The organism is Pseudomonas sp. H1_G08, assembly GCF_054681355.1.
Map to the genome: position 1 here is coordinate 3,339,937 of NZ_CP162822.1, position 18,193 is coordinate 3,358,129.

At 60.7% G+C, this 18,193-nt stretch carries 14 protein-coding genes and 1 pseudogene; 4 read left to right on the forward strand and 11 right to left on the reverse strand.

From position 1 onward, the window contains the following. Window positions 1-31: 31 nt before the first annotated feature. The gene (locus tag AB4N85_RS15180; RefSeq protein WP_169842436.1) at window positions 32-892 is read left to right on the forward strand and encodes a MurR/RpiR family transcriptional regulator; all 861 of its coding nucleotides are present in this window, start codon (window positions 32-34) and stop codon (window positions 890-892) included. A 207-nt stretch (window positions 893-1,099) separates the two neighbouring features. Here the strand turns inward: AB4N85_RS15180 and AB4N85_RS15185 are convergent, their stop codons facing one another. The 11 genes and pseudogenes from AB4N85_RS15185 to edd all read right to left on the reverse strand — a co-directional run bounded on the left by AB4N85_RS15185 (window position 1,100) and on the right by edd (window position 15,085). Then, on the reverse strand, window positions 1,100-1,954 hold the full coding sequence (locus tag AB4N85_RS15185) for a D-hexose-6-phosphate mutarotase (RefSeq protein ID WP_039758108.1): 855 nt from the start codon (window positions 1,952-1,954) through the stop codon (window positions 1,100-1,102). 323 nt (window positions 1,955-2,277) lie between these two features. Next, a complete protein-coding gene (locus tag AB4N85_RS15190) occupies window positions 2,278-3,627 on the reverse strand; it encodes a carbohydrate porin (RefSeq protein ID WP_016773536.1) in 1,350 nt (449 codons plus the stop codon). A gap of 193 nt (window positions 3,628-3,820) precedes the next feature. Then, window positions 3,821-4,981: an ABC transporter ATP-binding protein gene (locus AB4N85_RS15195; RefSeq protein ID WP_460068356.1), complete on the reverse strand. Its 1,161-nt coding sequence runs from the start codon at window positions 4,979-4,981 to the stop codon at window positions 3,821-3,823. A 6-nt stretch (window positions 4,982-4,987) separates the two neighbouring features. Beyond that, window positions 4,988-5,830, reverse strand: a pseudogene (locus tag AB4N85_RS15200) (carbohydrate ABC transporter permease); the annotation flags it as partial. Next, the gene (locus AB4N85_RS15205; RefSeq protein WP_042607263.1) at window positions 5,823-6,731 is read right to left on the reverse strand and encodes a carbohydrate ABC transporter permease; all 909 of its coding nucleotides are present in this window, start codon (window positions 6,729-6,731) and stop codon (window positions 5,823-5,825) included. The pseudogene AB4N85_RS15200 and the gene AB4N85_RS15205, both read right to left, overlap by 8 nt. Before the next feature lie 214 nt (window positions 6,732-6,945). After that, complete coding sequence (locus tag AB4N85_RS15210) at window positions 6,946-8,247, reverse strand: ABC transporter substrate-binding protein (RefSeq protein WP_024014061.1); 1,302 nt, start codon at window positions 8,245-8,247, stop codon at window positions 6,946-6,948. A 118-nt stretch (window positions 8,248-8,365) separates the two neighbouring features. Continuing rightward, window positions 8,366-9,625: a D-mannose isomerase gene (locus AB4N85_RS15215; protein ID WP_460064903.1), complete on the reverse strand. Its 1,260-nt coding sequence runs from the start codon at window positions 9,623-9,625 to the stop codon at window positions 8,366-8,368. Between the two features lie 306 nt (window positions 9,626-9,931). Continuing rightward, window positions 9,932-11,401 carry an ATP-binding protein gene (locus AB4N85_RS15220; RefSeq protein WP_056787959.1) on the reverse strand — a complete coding sequence of 490 codons (1,470 nt, stop codon included), beginning with the start codon at window positions 11,399-11,401 and terminating at the stop codon, window positions 9,932-9,934. Further along, a complete protein-coding gene (locus tag AB4N85_RS15225; RefSeq protein ID WP_039758123.1) occupies window positions 11,391-12,122 on the reverse strand; it encodes a response regulator in 732 nt (243 codons plus the stop codon). Before AB4N85_RS15225 ends, AB4N85_RS15220 begins: the two co-directional genes overlap by 11 nt. 180 nt (window positions 12,123-12,302) lie before the next feature. Further along, a complete protein-coding gene (locus AB4N85_RS15230; RefSeq protein WP_056787957.1) occupies window positions 12,303-13,262 on the reverse strand; it encodes a glucokinase in 960 nt (319 codons plus the stop codon). Beyond that, window positions 13,259-15,085, reverse strand: a complete 1,827-nt coding sequence (edd, locus tag AB4N85_RS15235) for a phosphogluconate dehydratase (RefSeq protein ID WP_016773527.1) — start codon at window positions 15,083-15,085, stop codon at window positions 13,259-13,261. Before edd ends, AB4N85_RS15230 begins: the two co-directional genes overlap by 4 nt. A 220-nt stretch (window positions 15,086-15,305) precedes the next feature. Between edd and gap the strand changes: the two genes are divergently transcribed. The 3 genes from gap to AB4N85_RS15250 all read left to right on the forward strand — a co-directional run bounded on the left by gap (window position 15,306) and on the right by AB4N85_RS15250 (window position 18,101). Next, a complete protein-coding gene (gene gap / locus AB4N85_RS15240) occupies window positions 15,306-16,307 on the forward strand; it encodes a type I glyceraldehyde-3-phosphate dehydrogenase (RefSeq protein WP_016773526.1) in 1,002 nt (333 codons plus the stop codon). Window positions 16,308-16,506: 199 nt separating this feature from the next. Then, entirely contained in the window at window positions 16,507-17,034 is a 528-nt protein-coding gene (locus AB4N85_RS15245; RefSeq protein WP_095181483.1) for an RNA polymerase sigma factor, read from the forward strand. Window positions 17,035-17,135: 101 nt separating this feature from the next. Further along, window positions 17,136-18,101: a FecR family protein gene (locus tag AB4N85_RS15250; protein WP_150637495.1), complete on the forward strand. Its 966-nt coding sequence runs from the start codon at window positions 17,136-17,138 to the stop codon at window positions 18,099-18,101. Window positions 18,102-18,193 lie beyond the last annotated feature (92 nt).

The following is an 18,193-nucleotide window of genomic DNA, read 5'->3' on the forward strand; positions in this document are numbered from 1 at the left end:
GTCGGTGAATCAGGAATTCCATATGGACCGCGTGCGAAATTTACTGGAACAGATCCAGAGTCGCCTTGAAGAGCTGAACAAGGCCGAACGTAAGGTCGCCGAGGTGATTCTGCTCAACCCGCAGCAGGCCACCCGCTTCAGCATCGCCGCCCTCGCCCAGGCCGCCTCGGTGAGCGAACCGACGGTCAACCGTTTCTGCCGCTCGTTCGGTGTCAGCGGCTACCCCGAACTCAAGCTGCAATTGGCGCAGAGCCTGGCCAGTGGCGCGGCGTATGTCAGCCGTGCGGTCGAGGCCGATGACAATCCCGAGGCGTACACGCAGAAGATCTTCGGCAGCGCCATCGCTTCCCTGGACAGTGCTTGCCAGGCGCTCGACCCGAACCTGATCAGCCGTGCCGTCGACCTGTTGATCCAGGCCCGGCAGATCCACTTCTTCGGCCTCGGCGCTTCGGCCCCGGTGGCGCTGGATGCGCAGCACAAGTTCTTCCGCTTCAACCTCGCTGTCACTGCCCACGCCGATGTGCTGATGCAGCGGATGATTGCTTCGGTGGCGCACACCGGTGAGCTGTTCGTGATCATTTCCTACACCGGGCGTACCCGCGAACTGGTGGAAGTGGCGCGAATCGCCCGGGAGAACGGTGCTTCGGTTTTGGGCCTGACAGCGGAGAATTCACCGCTGGCCAAAGCCAGTACCCTGAGCCTGAACATTCCGCTGCCGGAAGACACCGACATTTATATGCCGATGACCTCGCGGATCATTCAGTTGACCGTGCTGGATGTGCTGGCAACGGGGATGACCCTGCGCCGTGGCGTGGATTTCCAGCCGCATCTGCGCAAGATCAAAGAGAGCTTGAATGCGAGCCGGTATCCGGTTGGGGATGAATTCAACTAAAGATCAAAAGCCCCCTCACCCCAGCCCTCTCCCGGAGGGAGAGGGAGCCGACCGAGGTGTCTTGCGCGGTACATCGACCTGAAATATCCAGTCGATTATGGATTCAGAACTGCACTTTCACGTCGGCGTAATTCTTGAGCATCCCCCATTCGGTCCCCTCTCCCTCTGGGAGAGGGCTAGGGTGAGGGTATCGGTGTACTTGACGCACTAAGCCGCCGCCCACGCCTGCAAACTCAAATGCGCCTTCTCCCCCGGCGCCAGGTGCAGGCTGTCCGTGCCGCCCGCCGCTGCTTCCACGCAGACGAATTCGGAAATCTCGTCCCAACTTACCCCCAGTAACGGCCGCGCGCCGGGATGCCAGACGACGGTGTCGCCGCTGTCACCGGTATCGATGCACAACTCGCGCTGCCAAGCGTGATCCTTGAGCTGCAATTCGCCGTCATGCTGGAACACCCGCTGACAGCCGCCATCGACCCGCAATTCACCTTCCTGCTGGCAAACCTGGCGATTCAACTGGTCATAACCCTGAGCGCCTTCGAGCCCAGACAGCGCTATCTCACCAACATCGCCTATACGCCAGTAAGCGTGCAAAGCCTGGCTCAACTGGCACGGCATGTCGTCCTGATGCTCGGTGCTCAGGCGTAATTCCATGCGTTCGCCCAGGTGCGCGTGCAGGTCGACCTGCCAATCGCACAGCTGCAATTGCCAGTGCAGGCGCACGCCATCCTCGGCGCTGCTGCTGTCGAGCAGTTTCCAGTCGAGCAGTCGCGCCCAACCGTGCGACGGCCAGGCGTTTTCGCTCGGATGACGGCCATACCACGGCCAGCACACCGGCACGCCACCGCGAATCGCGCCGACATGCGGCCACTTCGCCGCGCACCACAACCACGGCTTCTGCCCACGCGGCTGAAAGTGCAGCAACTGCGCACCCTGCCGACTGAACACCGCCTGACACAGCGGATGATCGATCACCAACACGTCGCGCATCTGATAGCGCTCCCAGGCGAACACCGGTCGCTCGCGCAGGGATTTGAAGAAGCGTTGCAGCGGATGCTCATGCATTGGCTACGGTCCTGAAAATCATGGGGGTACAATTACCTTTGTGACCCTTGAATACTGTGGCGAGGGGATTTATCCCCGTTCGACTGCGAAGCAGTCGCAAACCTGGAAAACGGCCTCTCGCTGATACACCTCAGTGGATGGTTTTGGGGCCGCTTCGCAGCCCAGCGGGGCGGTGCGACGTTTCGCTAAATCCCCTCGCCACAAAAAGCTCTCCAGCCACAAAAAATCATCAAGCAACACATCTGACCTGTGTCACAAAAAAAAGCGGACAGCCTGGGCTGTCCGCAAAATGCGCACATAGAGAGGAGCTTATCGCAGACGCGTTAGAACGTTGACTGAATTTTCAGGCCAGCGACCAAAGCGTTATCGACTTCATCCACACCGCCCGGATGGGTGATGTATTGCAGGTTGGGACGCACGGTCAGCCAGTTAGTGACGTGGATGCCGTAGTTGAGCTCGTAGTTGTACTCGGTCTCACGAATCGGCGAGAACGCGGCGTTGTCGTAGTCGGACACACCGTTGGCAGCGTTCAGCAGTTCAGCGTTGCGCTTGACATCCTTGTTGACGTGGATACGCGCCGCGCCGATACCGATGTCATCCTTCGGACGCGCGTCGAACGGGCCTTTGTAGACAAACATCACCGACTGGTAGTTGTCGATGAAGTTGGTGTCCTTGTCGTGGAAGGTCGCGTTGGCGGCGATGTTCAGACCGCGAGTCGCATCACCGTTGTGGCTGGTGAGCTGCTGTTGCGCAACGAACCAGTAACCGCTTTTGCTGTTGTGCGACTTGTAGTCATCACCGGTGGTTGCCGCATCGAGACCGTTGACGTCTTCGCGAACGTCGTCGGCATCGGCCGTGCTCTTGTAGTAACCGACGCGGTATTCGCCCGGCAGGCTGTTGACCTTCGGCGACCAGACCAACTCAACCGGCAGCACGGTACCTTTGGTGCCGCTGCCGCTGAGCTTGAAGCCGTTGCCGTGTTCCAGTTGCGACGGGTTCTGGTTGTACGCACCGATCTGCGCGTAGAGCTCGTCGTTGATGTTGTACTTCACACGGATCGCGGCCTGGCTGACGGGCCAGTTGTACCAGATGTTGGTCGCCCAGTTACCCACTTGCGAACCGCAGAACGCCAGGTTCTGGAAGTCGCACGGGAAGGTGTTGAAGTCTTCGCCTTCGCCGAAGTAACCGGCCTTGACGTCGAGCTTGTTGTCGAAGAACTGGTGCTGAATCCACAGTTGGGTCAGACGCACCATGTGGCCACGGCCGTAGACTTCCTGCGAGGAGCTGAGGGTGCCGGCACGCGGATCGCCAACGCGGTCGTTGGAGATGTTGTAGCCGTTACGATTGGTCAGCTGGATCTTCGCCTGGGTGTTGTCCCAGCCCCACAGCTTCTGCAGGTCGAGGGCCACGCCCAGACCGAACTGGTCGGCGTAACGCGCAGTCTTGTCGTCGTTGTAACCGCCGTTCAGGTTGGCGCCCATCTCGCCAACGTAGTCGGCCTTGATGTCGATACCCTGCTCGATCAGCTTGGTGCGCTCGCCGCCCCAGTCGCCGGTCATCCACTTGGAGTCGGAGCTGAACGCATCCGCCGCCATCGCATTACCGGCCAGCACCAGTGCAGCTGCCGCTGAAACCTGGCAGATCAACCGGGCATTGACGTGTTTCTTTTTCATCCCTACATCCTCGTCTTTATTGTTATTAACTGTTTTTATCTAACGCGGTTTACATAAAGTGCAGTGCTCGACAGGCCGGGCACTGCTTGCCCCCTGTGGGAGCGAGCCTGCTCGCGAATGCGGTGTATCAGGCGACATCAATGCTGGATGTCAGACCGCTTTCGCGAGCAGGCTCGCTCCCACATTTTTTACTTCAGCGGCCTTTGAACTGCGCCACATTCGCCGACCGGGTCTCTGTCTGCACCTGGCCCGCAACGCCCAGACGCTCGCCGGTATTGGCGTCGAACAACAACACTTTCGATGGATCGAACTGCAGCGTCAGGCTTTCGCCCACCTGCGGTGCCACGTCCGGCGCCAGTCGGCAGCAGACCTTGGTGTCATTCAGATTGACGAACACCAGCGTGTCCGGACCGGTCGGTTCAGTGACCTGCACTTCGGCACGGATGCTCGGCAGACCATTGCCCTCGCCGCGGGCCAGAACAATCTGCTCCGGGCGCAGGCCGAGGATCACTTCGCGGTCTTCAAGGCCGGCGTCCTGCATGCTCATCGGCAATTCGCAGCGCGCCTGGCCGCTATCGAGCAGCGCCAGCAGGCGACCGTCCTTGCGCTGCAAACGCAGGGGGATGAAGTTCATCGGCGGCGAACCGATGAAGCTTGCGACGAACAGGTTGGCCGGGTCGTTGTAGATGTCTTTCGGCGTACCGAACTGCTGGATGATGCCGTCCTTCATCACCGCGACCTTGTCGCCCAGGGTCATCGCTTCGATCTGGTCGTGGGTCACGTAGACCGTGGTGGTTTTCAGACGCTGGTGCATCAGTTTCATTTCGGTGCGCATCTCGACGCGCAGCTTGGCGTCGAGGTTCGACAGCGGTTCGTCGAACAGGTAGATCTTCGGCCGCCGCGCCAAGGCACGGCCCATCGCCACGCGCTGTTGCTGACCACCGGAGAGCTGGCCCGGCTTGCGATTGAGCAGGTGTTCGATCTGCAACAGCTTGGCGACACGGGCGACTTCTTCGTCGATCGCCGCCTGCGGCATCTTGCGGATTTTCAGGCCGAACTCGATGTTCTCGCGCACGCTCATGGTCGGGTACAGCGCATAGGACTGGAACACCATGGCGATGTCGCGATCCTTGGGGCTCATGCCGCTGACGTCCTGATCACCGATCATGATCGCGCCGCCGGTGATGGTTTCCAGACCGGCGATGCAGTTCATCAAGGTCGATTTGCCGCAGCCCGACGGGCCGACGAGGATGAGGAATTCACCGTCCTTGATCGACAGTTCGATGTTCTTCAGGGTGTCCGGCAGGCCGGCCCCGTAGGTCTTGTTTACGTTGCGAAGTTCAAGCGTAGCCATGATTACCCCCTTGACCGCGCCGGCCGTCAGCCCGCGCACGAAATACTTGCCTGCGACCACATAGACCAGCAGGGTCGGCAGGCCGGCGATCATCGCCGCTGCCATATCCACGTTGTATTCCTTGGCGCCGGTGCTGGTGTTGACCAGGTTATTGAGTGCCACGGTGATCGGTTGCGAATCACCGCTGGAGAACACCACACCGAACAGGAAGTCGTTCCAGATCTGGGTGAACTGCCAGATCAGGCAGACCATGATGATCGGCGTCGACATCGGCAGAATGATGCGGCGGAAAATCGTGAAGAAACCCGCGCCATCCAGACGCGCAGCCTTGACCAGCGCATCGGGAATGCTCACGTAGTAGTTGCGGAAGAACAGTGTGGTGAACGCCAGACCGTAGACCACGTGCACGAACACCAGACCGGTGGTGGTGCTCGCCAGGCCCATCTTGCCGAGGGTGAACGAGGCCGGCAGCAGCACAGTCTGGAACGGCAGGAAGCAGCCGAACAGCAGCAGACCGAAGAACAACTGCGAACCACGGAAGCGCCACATCGACAGCACGTAACCGTTCAACGCACCGATGGCGGTGGAGATGATGACGGCCGGTACGGTGATCTTGATCGAGTTCCAGAAGTAGCCGTCAACCGTGGCCCAGGCCTTGACCCAGCCAATGCCGCTGACCACGGTCGGCCAGCTCAGCAGGTTGCCGGTGCTGATGTCTTCCGGGGTCTTGAAGCTGGTCAGCAACATCACCACCAGCGGCACCAGATACAGAAACACCGCAAGGATCAGCACCGCGTAGATTGCGATGCGGCTCAAGCTGATAGCGGGTTTGGCAGCAAGACTAGTCATTACGCTTGGTCCTCAGCTCGGAGTACAGGTAAGGCACGATGATCGCGAGGATCGCACCGAGCATCAGAATCGCACTGGCCGAGCCCATGCCCATCTGGCCGCGACTGAAGGTGAAGGAATACATGAACATCGCTGGCAGGTCGGAGGAATAACCCGGACCACCGGCGGTCATTGCCGCAACCAGGTCGAAGCTCTTGATCGCGATGTGCGCGAGGATCATCACGGCACTGAAGAACACCGGCCGCAGGCTTGGCAGTACGACTTTCCAGTAGATGCGCGGCATGCTCGCGCCGTCGATCTGCGCGGCACGGATGATCGATTGATCGACGCCACGCAGGCCGGCGAGGAACATCGCCATGATGAAGCCCGAGGCTTGCCACACAGCGGCGATCACCAGGCAGTAGACCACGCGATCGGGGTCGATCAGCCAGTCCAGACGGAAGCCTTCCCAGCCCCAGTCACGCAACAATTTGTCCAGGCCCATGCCCGGGTTGAGCAGCCATTTCCATGCGGTACCGGTGACGATCATCGAGAGCGCCATCGGGTACAGGTAAATGGTGCGGATAAAGCCTTCGCGACGGATGCGCTGATCGAGGAACACCGCCAGCAACACACCGATCACCAAGGTGATACCAATGAACATGCCGCCGAACACGGCGAGGTTCTTGCTCGCCACCCACCAACGATCGTTGTCGAACAACCGCGCGTATTGCGCCAGACCGGCCCACTTGTAGTTGGGCAGGAAGGTCGAGGTGGTGAACGACAGAATGAACGTCCACAGGATGTAGCCATAGAAGCCCACCAGCACGATGAACATGCTCGGCGCCAGCACCAGTTTCGGTAGCCAGCGCTGCAATGCATCGAACGGCGAGGCCTTGCTGAACACAGCAACAGAACTCATGGGGAAATCCACAATAAGGGTTTACGAAAGCATTCCCTTGCAGGAGTGAGCCCTGTGGCGAGGGGATTTATCCCCGATCGACTGCGCAGCAGTCGCGAAATCATTACATGCGGTATTTCAGACACTGCACCGCTGCAACTTTCCGGGGTCGCTTCGCAACCCATCGGGGATGAATCCCCTCACCACAAAGGCTCACTCCTACAGGGGCCAAGCATTACTTGGCCGACTGAACCGCCGCGCCGAGTTTCTTCGCCGCATCGGCCGGGTCGGCTTTCGGGTCGTTGATGTAGTTGGTCACGACATCAAAGAACGCGCCCTGCACCGCCAGCGTGGTCGCCATGTTGTGCGCCATGCTTGGTTGCAGGCCGCCGGACTTGGCGTCCGCGAGGAAGTCCTTGGCAGCGGTCTGTGCGCAGGAATCGAAGCCGAGCTTGTCCATGTTGTTCAACATGTCGTTGCGCACCGGGATCGAGCCTTTGTTGATGCTGAAGACTTTCTGGAAGTTCTCACCCAGCACGACTTTGGCGATGTCCTGCTGACCGGCCGCAGTGCCTGCGTCCTTCTGCTTGAACACGGCCAGCGAGTCGATGTTGTAGGTGAACGCCTTGTCGGTGCCCGGGAACGCTACGCACTCGTAGTCCTTGCCGGCGACTTTCTTGGCGGCGGTCCATTCGGACTTGGCCCAGTCACCCATGATCTGCATGCCGGCCTTGCCGTTGATGACCTTGGCCGCTTCGAGGTTCCAGTCCTGGCCTTTGCCGTCCGCGTCCATGTAGGTCGCGACTTTCTTCAGCTCAGTGAGCGCCTTGACCATTTCCGGGCCGGTCAGCGCTTTGTTGTCGAGATCAACCAGGGCTTTCTTGTAGCCATCCACGCCCATGACCGAGAGCACCACGGCTTCGAACACGGTGCTGTCCTGCCAAGGCTGACCGCCGTGAGCGAGCGGAATGAAGCCCGCCGCTTTCAGCTTGTCGCCGGCTGCATAGAACTCTTCGAGGGTGGTTGGATTCTTGGTGATGCCGGCTTTCTTGAAGACTTCCGGATTGATCCACAGCCAGTTCACGCGGTGAATGTTCACCGGCACGGCCACGTAATCACCGTCGTACTTCACGGTATCGGAGACTTTCTTGTCGAGCAGGCTGTCCCACTTTTCCGACTTGGCGACGTCTTTCAAAACGTCGGTGTCGAGCAGGCCGGTCGACGCCCATTCCTGGATGTCCGGGCCTTTGATCTGCGCTACGCCTGGCGGGTTGCCGGCAACGGCACGGCTTTTCAGCACGGTCATGGCAGTCGCACCGCCACCACCGGCAACAGCGCCGTCCTTCCAGGTGAAACCGTCTTTTTCGACTTGGGCCTTGAGCACATCGACAGCGGCTTTTTCGCCACCGGAAGTCCACCAGTGCACGACTTCGACCGAACCTTTGGAATCGGCGGCGGAGACACTGAGCGGCAGGATTGCGAGCGGGAACAGGGAGGCGACAGAAATGACAGTAGCGAGGCGAGAAATCGCATTCATTCGAGATGTACCTTTCTTGTTGTTATGCATTGCAAGTCTGGTGCTTGCGCTGCACGGAGTTTAAACAGAGCGTTTCGCTTCGCAGGTAACGAAGGGACGCGTAAATGTCACGACATGGTTACACAGCAACAGTCCGGGACGACTGCGCCAAAGCCGTGGCCATGCTTGGCGCCAGCGGCAATCGTGGAATCAGCACAGCCTGCCAGGCGTGATACAGATCGGGCTTGCCCGGCCAGATATCGGCACTCGGGACATTCTGCGGATTGAGTTCGTGGTACCAGCTGCCGTTGCAGCGGTCGATGAAATTCGTCTCACAGAATTCCCAGAACAGTCGGTACCAGGCTTCGTATTGCGCGTCGCCGGTGCGTTTGAGCAAGGCGCTGGCGGCGGCGCTGGCTTCGGCGTGCGTCCAGTGCAGGCGATGGCGAACGACGGCCTGGTTATCCCAGTCGAGGGTGTAGACGATGCCCGGCGCGCCATCGATATTCCAGCCGTGGCGGCAATTGTTTTCGAAGAGTTTTTGCGCATCGACGGCCAGCCAGCCCGGCGTGAGCATGCCGGCCTGCACTCGCGCGGCTTCAAGATGCAGGAGCAAGCGCGCCCATTCGAAACCGTGGCCCGGCGTGGTGCCGTAAGGACGGAAACCGTCGGCGGGGTTGTTGTGGTTGTATTCGCGCAGCGGTTGCCAGTCGCGATCGAAGTGTTCGATGACCATGTAACCGTTGGCCGCAGCGTGGCCATGGATCACCCGCTCGACGATGCGCTGGGCGCGCACCAGCCAGCGCGGATCTTCAGTGACATCGGCCAGCGCCAGGAATGCTTCGGTCGCGTGCATGTTGCTGTTGGCGCCGCGATAGGCTTCTTCTTCGCTCCAGTCGCGATTGAAGAATTCGCGCATGGCGCCCTCTTCTTCGCTCCAGAAATAAGTGTCGATGATGTCGATTGCGTCATCGAGCAAAGCCTGGGCGCCGGGCCGTTGCGCGACCGCGGCGGAGCTGGCGGCGAGTGCGACAAAGGCGTGCAGATAGGCGTTCTTGCCGGTGTTGTCGTCACGATGCTGGGCAACCGCAAACCAGCCACCGTGCAGCGCATCACGCAGCGGCCCGCGCAACGCGGCGATACCGTGGTCGACCAGTTCGGCAAACCCCGGCAACCCCTGAATGTGCGCCATGGCGAAGCTGTGGGTCATGCGCGCGGTGTTCATGGTTTCGGCTCGTGCGTTCGCCGGCAAACGGCCGCGTTCGTCGAGGTTGCCGAAGCCTTCGGGCAGTCGTGATGCCTTGGCGAAATCCAGCAGACGCAGGCCTTCGGCGGCTAGCCATTGCTGGTGGGCAGGGGCGTTCAGCCAACTGCTGAAGTCTGGGTGAAAGGTGTCCATGGCGTGACCCTTTTTTGTTGTTAGGACTGCGGGCAGTCTAAACAACGGGCCAGGGCGGGCTTGTAACGAAGGGGGCGGGGTTTGTCACTGGCTCGTGACAAAAGAGAAGAGCAAAAGCACCCTCACCCCAACCCTCTCCCGGAGGGAGAGGGGGCCGACCGAGGTGTCTTGCGTCCTCCGTCGACCTGAAAAATATTGGCGATTATGGATTCACCACCGCATTTACAGGTCAGCGCACCTCAGCAGCATCCCCCAATCGGTCCCCTCTCCCTCTGGGAGAGGGCTAGGGTGAGGGGCTTTTCGGGGCTAATCCACAGACCGAGGCAACTGCAACGTCACCCGCAACCCGCCCTCACGCAGGTTCTGCAACGTCACCTCGCCGCCATGGCTATGGGCGATGTTGCGCGCAATGCCCAGTCCCAATCCGTAGCCCTGCTGCTGCCCCGCCAGGCGAAAGTGCGGCTCGAACACTTGCTCCAGCCGCTGCTGCGGCACACCCGGCCCTTCATCGTCGACGTGCAAAACGAACGCGCTGTCATCGTCATCGATGTGCAGATGCGCGTTCTGCCCGTACTTCAAGGCGTTGTCGATCAGGTTGCCGATGCAGCGCTTGAGCGCCAGCGGTTTGCCCGGGTATGCCGACAGCGCGCGGCCATGCTGAGTGACGCGGCCATTGCCGTTCGGCGCCAGATACGGCTCGACCAGGCAATCGAGGACATGATTGAGATCCACCGGCTCGATGTTCTCGTGGATGTCGGTGTCTTTCACGCATTGCAGCGCGCCTTTGACCAGCAGCTCCAGCTCATCCAGATCGCGGCCGAACTTGGCTTGCAGCTGTTCGTCCTCGAGCAGCTCGACGCGCAAACGCAGGCGGGTGATCGGCGTGCGCAGGTCGTGGGAAATCGCGCTGAACAACTGGCTGCGTTCGGTCAGGTAACGGCTGATGCGTTCGCGCATGGTGTTGAACGCGCGGCCAACTTCGACCACTTCACTGCCACCGCCCTCCGCCACTGGCTCGACGTCCGCGCCCAGCGACAGATCCCGCGCCGCCCGCGCCAGACGCTTGAGCGGCCGGCTCTGCCAGTGCACCAGCAGGCCGATGAACAACAACAGAAAGCCGCTGGTGAGGACGATAAACCACACCTGCTGCGCCGGCAGGCCTTGTTCTTCGAGACTGGTATACGGCTCGGGCAGCAACGAGGCGATGTACAGCCATTCGCCCGGGGCCATTTGAATCTGCGTGACCAGCACCGGCGGATTCACCGGTTCAAGCGTCAACGCGTAGTGCGCCCAGGAGCGCGGCAATTCATCAAGTTTCAGCCCTGCGTTGAAAATGCGCAGGTCTTCGGGGCTGACGAAGGTCACCGAAATATCCGTGTCATGGCCCAGAGACTGGCGCAGCACTTCGTCCACCGCTTGCATCACCGCAGCCTTGCGCGGCGTCACCGGCAGCACGTCCATGCCCAGCGGCTTGTCGTTCAGCGTCACGACAAACCGGGTGCCGCCCATGCTGCGCAATTGATCGAGCACCAGCGGTCGATAGGCCACTGGCAAGGAACGGAAATAGCTGACGCTGGCGGTCATCGAATGGGCCAGGCTGCGGGCACTGGTGACGAGGCCTTCGAGTTGAGTGGCGCGCAACTGCGAGACCCAGATCACGCTCGACAGCGTCTGCGCGAACAACACCGCGAGCAGAGTCAGCAGCAGCATCCGCCCGAGCAGCGAGCGCGGCACCGGTATGCGACTGGCGAATTTGCGCAGCGACTCAGTGAGCATTGCCGGCAACCACATTGGCTGCCAACTGATAGCCGCTGCCGCGCACGGTGCGGATCAACCGTGGCGGTTTTTCGGTGTCGCGCAAGCGTTGACGCAAACGGCTGACGGCCATGTCGACGATGCGATCGAGCGGCATCAGATCGCGGCCACGGGTGGCGTTGCCGATGGTGTCGCGGTCGAGGATTTGCTGCGGATGATCGAGGAACAGTTTCAGCAGAGCGAAATCGGCGCCGGAAAGGATCACTTCCTCGCCGTCAGTGTGGAACAGCCGATGGCTGACCGTGTCCAGGCGCCAGTCGTCGAAGGCCAGCACTTCGCTGCCGCTGCGTTCGTGGGCGAACTGTGCGCGGCGCAGCAGGGCCTTGATCCGCGCTTGCAGTTCGCGCGGGCTGAACGGTTTGCCGAGGTAATCGTCGGCGCCGAGCTCCAGACCGATCACGCGGTCGGCTTCGTCGGAACTGGCAGTCAGCATGATGATTGGCACCTGTGCCTGACGCGGGTGCTGGCGTACCCAACGGCACAGGCTGAAGCCGTCTTCGTCGGGCAGCATGACATCGAGGATCACCAGATCGCTCGGCGCCTCGTTGAGCGCCTGACGAAAACCGGCACCATCGGCGGTGGCCCGCACCTGGAACCCGGCGCGGGTCAGGTAGGTTTCCAGCAACTCGCGTATTTCCTGGTCGTCATCGACCAACAATATCGACTTGTTGACTGAGCTCACTTCGAAGGCATCCTTGTTGTTGGAGTTGGGGCGGATTATGCCTTAAGCATCAAACTAACAGACACTACAGAAACCCTTGTGGGAGCGAGCCTGCTCGCGAATCGGTTTTAACATTCAACAGATCTGTTGACTGACACACCGCTTTCGCGAGCAGGCTCGCTCCCACAATTGGATTGCATTTCAGGTCGGGATTGATTGATCCAGCGCCACACCGGCACCAACGAGGCCGGAGTACGGCGCCGTCACCAGCCACACCGGGATGCCTTTGAAGTAGTCGCTCATGCAGCCTTTGTCGGCGAAGCAGCGGGCGAAGCCGCTGGCGAGGAAGAAATCGGCGAAGCGGGGAATCACCCCGCCAACGATAAACACCCCGCCGCGCGCGCCAGTGGTAAGCACGTTGTTGCCGGCGACGCGGCCGAGCCAGCAGCAGAACTGCTCGAGCACTTCCAAAGCGATCGGGTCACCGGCAAGGCCGGCGGCGGTGATCGCTTCCGGCGTTTCAAGCGTAGGCTCATGACCATCCACCGCGCAGATCGCCCGGTACAGCCGAGGCAGGCCGCCGCCGCTCAACGCGGTTTCCGCGCTGACATGGCCGATCTCGTTGTAGATGTGTTGCCACAGTTGCGTTTCGCGTGGACTGCTCAGCGGCAGGTCGACGTGGCCGCCCTCGCCCGGCAACGCCGCGAAGCGCCCTTCGCCGAGATCGAGCAAGGTGCCGACGCCCAGGCCAGTGCCGGGGCCGATCACCACCGCCGGGCGCAACGGCTCCGGCGTGCCTTCGCAAACCACACGGAATTCGCCCGGCTGCAAGCGGGTCATGCCCAGCGCCATCGCCGAGAAGTCGTTGGTCAGCAACAACTGCTCGACCTGCAAGGTCTTGCAAAACGCGCTGCGGCTGAGCCGCCAGTGATTGTTGGTGAACTTGAACTCATCGCCGCTCACCGGACCTGCCACCGACAGGCACACCGAGCCGATCGAGCCCGGCGCCAGACCGAGCCCGCTCAGGTACAAGGCGATTGCCTCTTCCGGGCTGGCGAAGTCGGCCGTGGCCAGCACCTGAACCGATTGCAGTTGCTGGTTTTGCCACAACGCGAACCGCGCGTTGGTGCCTCCGATGTCACCGACCAAAGCCAGTTTCAATTAAGCGTCTCCAGGGCAGAAGTGAAGGCGCTGGCGCCCTGCTCCGCCGAGCTGAAGGCCATGCGCATGAAGCCAAACAGCTCGCGGCCGCTGCCAATGTTGTTGCCCAACAGGCCCTTGGCAGGTTCGCGCGCTGCAAATTCGGCGGCGTCGACCTTCAGTTCCAAGGTGCCTTTGACGCCATCGACGCGGATGATATCGCCCTCTTGCACGCGCGCCAAAGCGCCACCGACATAAGCTTCCGGGCTGACGTGAATCGCTGCGGGGATTTTCCCCGACGCGCCGGACATGCGCCCGTCAGTCACCAGCGCGACTTTGAAGCCGCGATCCTGCAGTACGCCGAGGAACGGCGTCATCTTGTGCAGCTCCGGCATGCCGTTGGAGCGCGGCCCTTGGAAGCGCATCACGGCGACAAAATCCTTCTCCAGCAGACCGGCCTTGAATGCGTCCGCCAGATCCTGTTGATCCTGGAAGACCATCGCCGGTGCTTCGACGATCTGGTTCTCCAGCGCAACGGCGGAAACCTTCATCACGCCGCGACCGAGATTGCCTTCCATCACCCGCAAGCCGCCCTCTTGCGAGAACGCACGGGATACCGGACGCAGAATGTTTTCGTCGAGGCTGTCGGTCGGGCCTTCACGCCAGACCAGCTCACCGTTATCGAGGAACGGCTCTTTGGTGTACTGGCTCAGGCCATGGCCGAGCACGGTGTTGACGTCTTCATGCAGCAGGCCTGCGCCGAGCAGTTCGCGGATCAGGAACGACATGCCGCCCGCTGCCTGGAAGTGGTTGATGTCGGCTTTGCCGTTCGGGTAGACGTGGCTCAGGGTCGGGACGACTTCGGAAAGGTCGGCCATGTCCTGCCAGGTCAGTTGAATGCCAGCGGCCATGGCGATGGCCGGCATGTGCAGAGTGTGGTTGGTCGAGCCGCCGGTGGCGTGCAGGGCAACGATGGAGTTGACCAGCGCCTTTTCGTCGACGATTTCGCCGATCGGCATGAAGTTGCCGTTCTGCTTGGTCAGGCGCGTGACCTGATGCGCGGCTTCGCGGGTGAGCGCGTCGCGCAGCGGCGTGTTCGGGTTGACGAAAGAGGCGCCCGGCAAGTGCAGGCCCATGACTTCCATCAGCAACTGGTTGGTGTTGGCGGTGCCGTAGAAGGTGCAGGTGCCCGGGCTGTGGTAGGACTTCATCTCCGATTCCAGCAGCTCTTCGCGGGTCGCCTTGCCTTCGGCGTACTTCTGGCGGACGTCGGCTTTTTCCTTGTTGGAAATCCCCGACACCATCGGCCCGCCCGGTACGAAAATGGTCGGCAGATGACCGAAACGCAGCGAACCCATCATCAGGCCCGGAACGATCTTGTCGCAGATGCCGAGCATCAGCGCGCCGTCAAACATGTTGTGCGACAGCGCCACGGCGGTGGACATCGCGATCACTTCGCGGCTCGGCAGGCTCAGTTCCATGCCCGGCTCGCCTTGGGTCACACCGTCGCACATTGCCGGAGTGCCGCCGGCGAACTGACCGACCGAGCCGATTTCGCGCAGGGCGTTCTTGATCTGTTGCGGGAAAACTTCGTACGGCTGGTGCGCCGAGAGCATGTCGTTATACGAAGACACAATGGCGATGTTCGCCGAGTTCATCATCCGCAGGCTGTGCTTGTCTTCAGTGCCGCAACCGGCCACGCCGTGGGCGAAGTTGGCGCATTGCAGCTTGCCGCGCATCGGGCCGTCGGTGGCGGCGCCGCGAATCAATGCAAGGTAAGCCTGACGCGTGGCGCGGCTGCGGGCGATAAGCCGTTCGGTGACCTCAAGAACGCGGGGATGCATGTGTAGAACTCCAGGCTAACGGATGTGGCGACCTGATTGTCTATGCTGATCAAACGCCGTTGTTGTTGGAATGACAGACGGCTTTTTTGACCATTCGGACCAGTTGATTCAGGTCACTCGTTGTAGATAAAACAAAATATTGCCACTAAAAAGGCTTGTTTTCTATTTTTATGCGAATAATCTTGTAATTCCAACAACAAAACGACGGCGGCGCTGTTCCATGACTCTTCGAATCGCAATCAATGGTTTTGGCCGCATCGGCCGTAATGTCCTGCGCGCACTGTATACCCAAGGCTATCGTCAAGACCTGCAGATCGTCGCGATCAACGATCTGGGTGACAGTTCGATCAATGCCCATCTGCTCAAATACGACACCGTCCACGGCACTTTCGACGCCGAAGTGGCGCACGATAACGAAAGCCTGACGGTCAATGGCGACCGCATCGCGGTCAGCGCCATTCGCAACCCGGCCGACCTGCCGTGGGCCGCAGAAAAAATCGACGTAGTGTTCGAATGCACCGGTCTGTTCACCGACCGTGCCAAAGCCGCCGCGCATATCAGCGCCGGCGCCCGCAAGGTGATCATTTCTGCCCCGGCCAAAGGCGCCGACGCCACCGTCGTTTATGGCGTCAACCACGACATTCTGCGTCAGTCGCACCAGATCATTTCCAACGCTTCGTGCACCACCAACTGCCTCGCGCCAGTGGCGCAGGTGCTGCATCGCGAGCTGGGGATCGAAAGCGGCCTGATGACCACCATCCACGCCTACACCAACGACCAGAACCTCACCGACGTCTATCACAGCGACCCGTACCGCGCCCGCTCGGCCACACAGAACATGATCCCGAGCAAGACCGGCGCAGCCGAAGCGGTAGGCCTGGTGCTGCCGGAACTGGCGGGCAAACTGACCGGCATGGCTGTGCGCGTACCGGTGATCAACGTGTCGCTGGTCGACCTCACCGTGCAACTGAAGAAAGAAGCCAGTGCCGACGAAGTCAACGCCCTGCTGAAAGCGGCGAGCCAGCATTCGAAGATTCTCGGTTACAACACCTTGCCGCTGGTTTCCAGCGACTTCAACCACAACCCGCTGTCGTCGATCTTCGACGCCAACCACACCAAGGTCAGCGGCAAGTTGCTGAAAGTGCTGGCCTGGTACGACAACGAATGGGGCTTCTCCAACCGCATGCTGGATAACTGCCTGGCGTTGTGTAACGCCGAATAATCCCGGCCGGTCCCCAATCCCTGTGGGAGCGAGCCTGCTCGCGAAAGCTGTCTGTCAGTCGATATGGAATTGACTGACACGACGCCTTCGCGAGCAGGCTCGCTCCCACAGGAGATCCGATTTCAATTCGAAATCAGCACTTGACCACCTAGCTAGATGATAAGCATTATCATTCGCTCGAAATGGATCAGGTCCTCCCGTGAGTCAATCGCGCTTCAACCACGTCTTCCTCGCCCAGCGCACTTCCCTGCTGCGCACGCTGGAACGAATGGTCAACAATCACAGCACCGCTGAAGACCTGTTGCAGGAGACCTACCTGCGCGTCACCCGAGCGTTGAGCGAACGGGCCATCGACCACCTTGAACCCTTTGTCTTCCAGACAGCGCGTAATCTGGCGCTGGACCATTTGCGTGCGCGCAAGATCCATGCGCGAACCATGGTCGATGACGTACCTCAGGACGTGGTGCAGAGCATCGCCGCGCCCGCCAGCAGCGCCGAAGACGCCGCCCATGCCGAACAACTGCTGGAGCGTTTGAACGTGAGCCTCAGCCAACTCAGCCCGCGCCAGCAACAGATCTTCATCCTCAGCCGCCTGCACGGGCACAGCTATCAGGAAATCGCTGATGAACTTAATGTTTCGCTGAGCACCGTGCAGAAAGAACTGAAACTGATCATGTCGATCTGCATTGGCGTCGCCGAACGACATAACGGCAGCGGCAAGCTTTGAGCTGCAAGCTACAAGTAAAAACAAAAAGCGGTAACGCATCCGGCTTGCAGCTTGCAGCTTGAAGCTGGAAACTGCTTCGCCAGAAGCCCTGAGGAACCACCGTGACGGACACCCACCGCTCGCCTTCGCCCGATTCGGCGCGGGACGCTGCAGCTGCAATGGACCAGGCGCTGGACTGGCTCATCGTGCTCGGCAGCCCGGATGAGGAACAGACCCGGCAATTTCATGCCTGGCTGGCGGCTGATCCGTTGAATGCCGAGGCGTTCGCCAAGGCCCAGGCCATCTGGGACGGCCCGCAAGTCGCATTGTGCGCCGAGGCTCTGGCGACAAAACCGGTAAAAATCACATTTCTCAAACGCTTGCGCCCGCACTGGAAACCGCTGGCCACCGCTGCGGTGCTGATCCTTGGGCTGTTCAGTTTCAGTAACTTGCCGATGCGCATTCAAGCGGATCACCTGACCGTGGTCGGCGAGCGTCAGCGTCTGCAACTGGAGGACGGCTCGAAGGTTCTGCTCAATACCAATTCGGCGTTTTCCAGCACCATCAACGATCAACAGCGCGTGGCCCGACTGTTTCAGGGCGAGGCGTTTTTCGAGATCGCCAGCGGGCGCAATCAGCCGCTGGAGATCGACGCAGGTCCGGTAACGGCCAGCGTCCACGACACCGCATTCGCCGTGCGCTACCTCGACGGGGTCGCGCAAGTGAATGTGCAACGTGGCGATGTCGATCTGCGCGCCACCCACAACGATGCCCGGGTGCGCCTGCGTGCCGGGGAAAGCATTCGCATCGGCCCCAACGGTTTTGATCGTCCGGCCAAGCTCGACGCCAATGCCGATCTGGCCTGGGTTGAAGGCCGCCTGGTGTTCGAGAACTGCCCGCTGAATCAAGTGCTGGCCGAGCTGCGCCGCTACTACCCGGGCTGGATCATCAACAACAACGAGCAACTGGCCGACGTCGCCGTCACCGGCAATTACCGTCTCGACCAGCCGCTCGACGTGGTCCGCTCCCTCGCTCACATCACCTCGGCACGCCTGCAGGAATTCCCTGCACTGGTGATCCTGAACTGAATGAGAATTATTTTTACTCGATAGCCAACGGCAGTACGTCTCGTTATAGCCAATGCAATTGATTCGCATCTAACCATGCCGATCAGCACCTA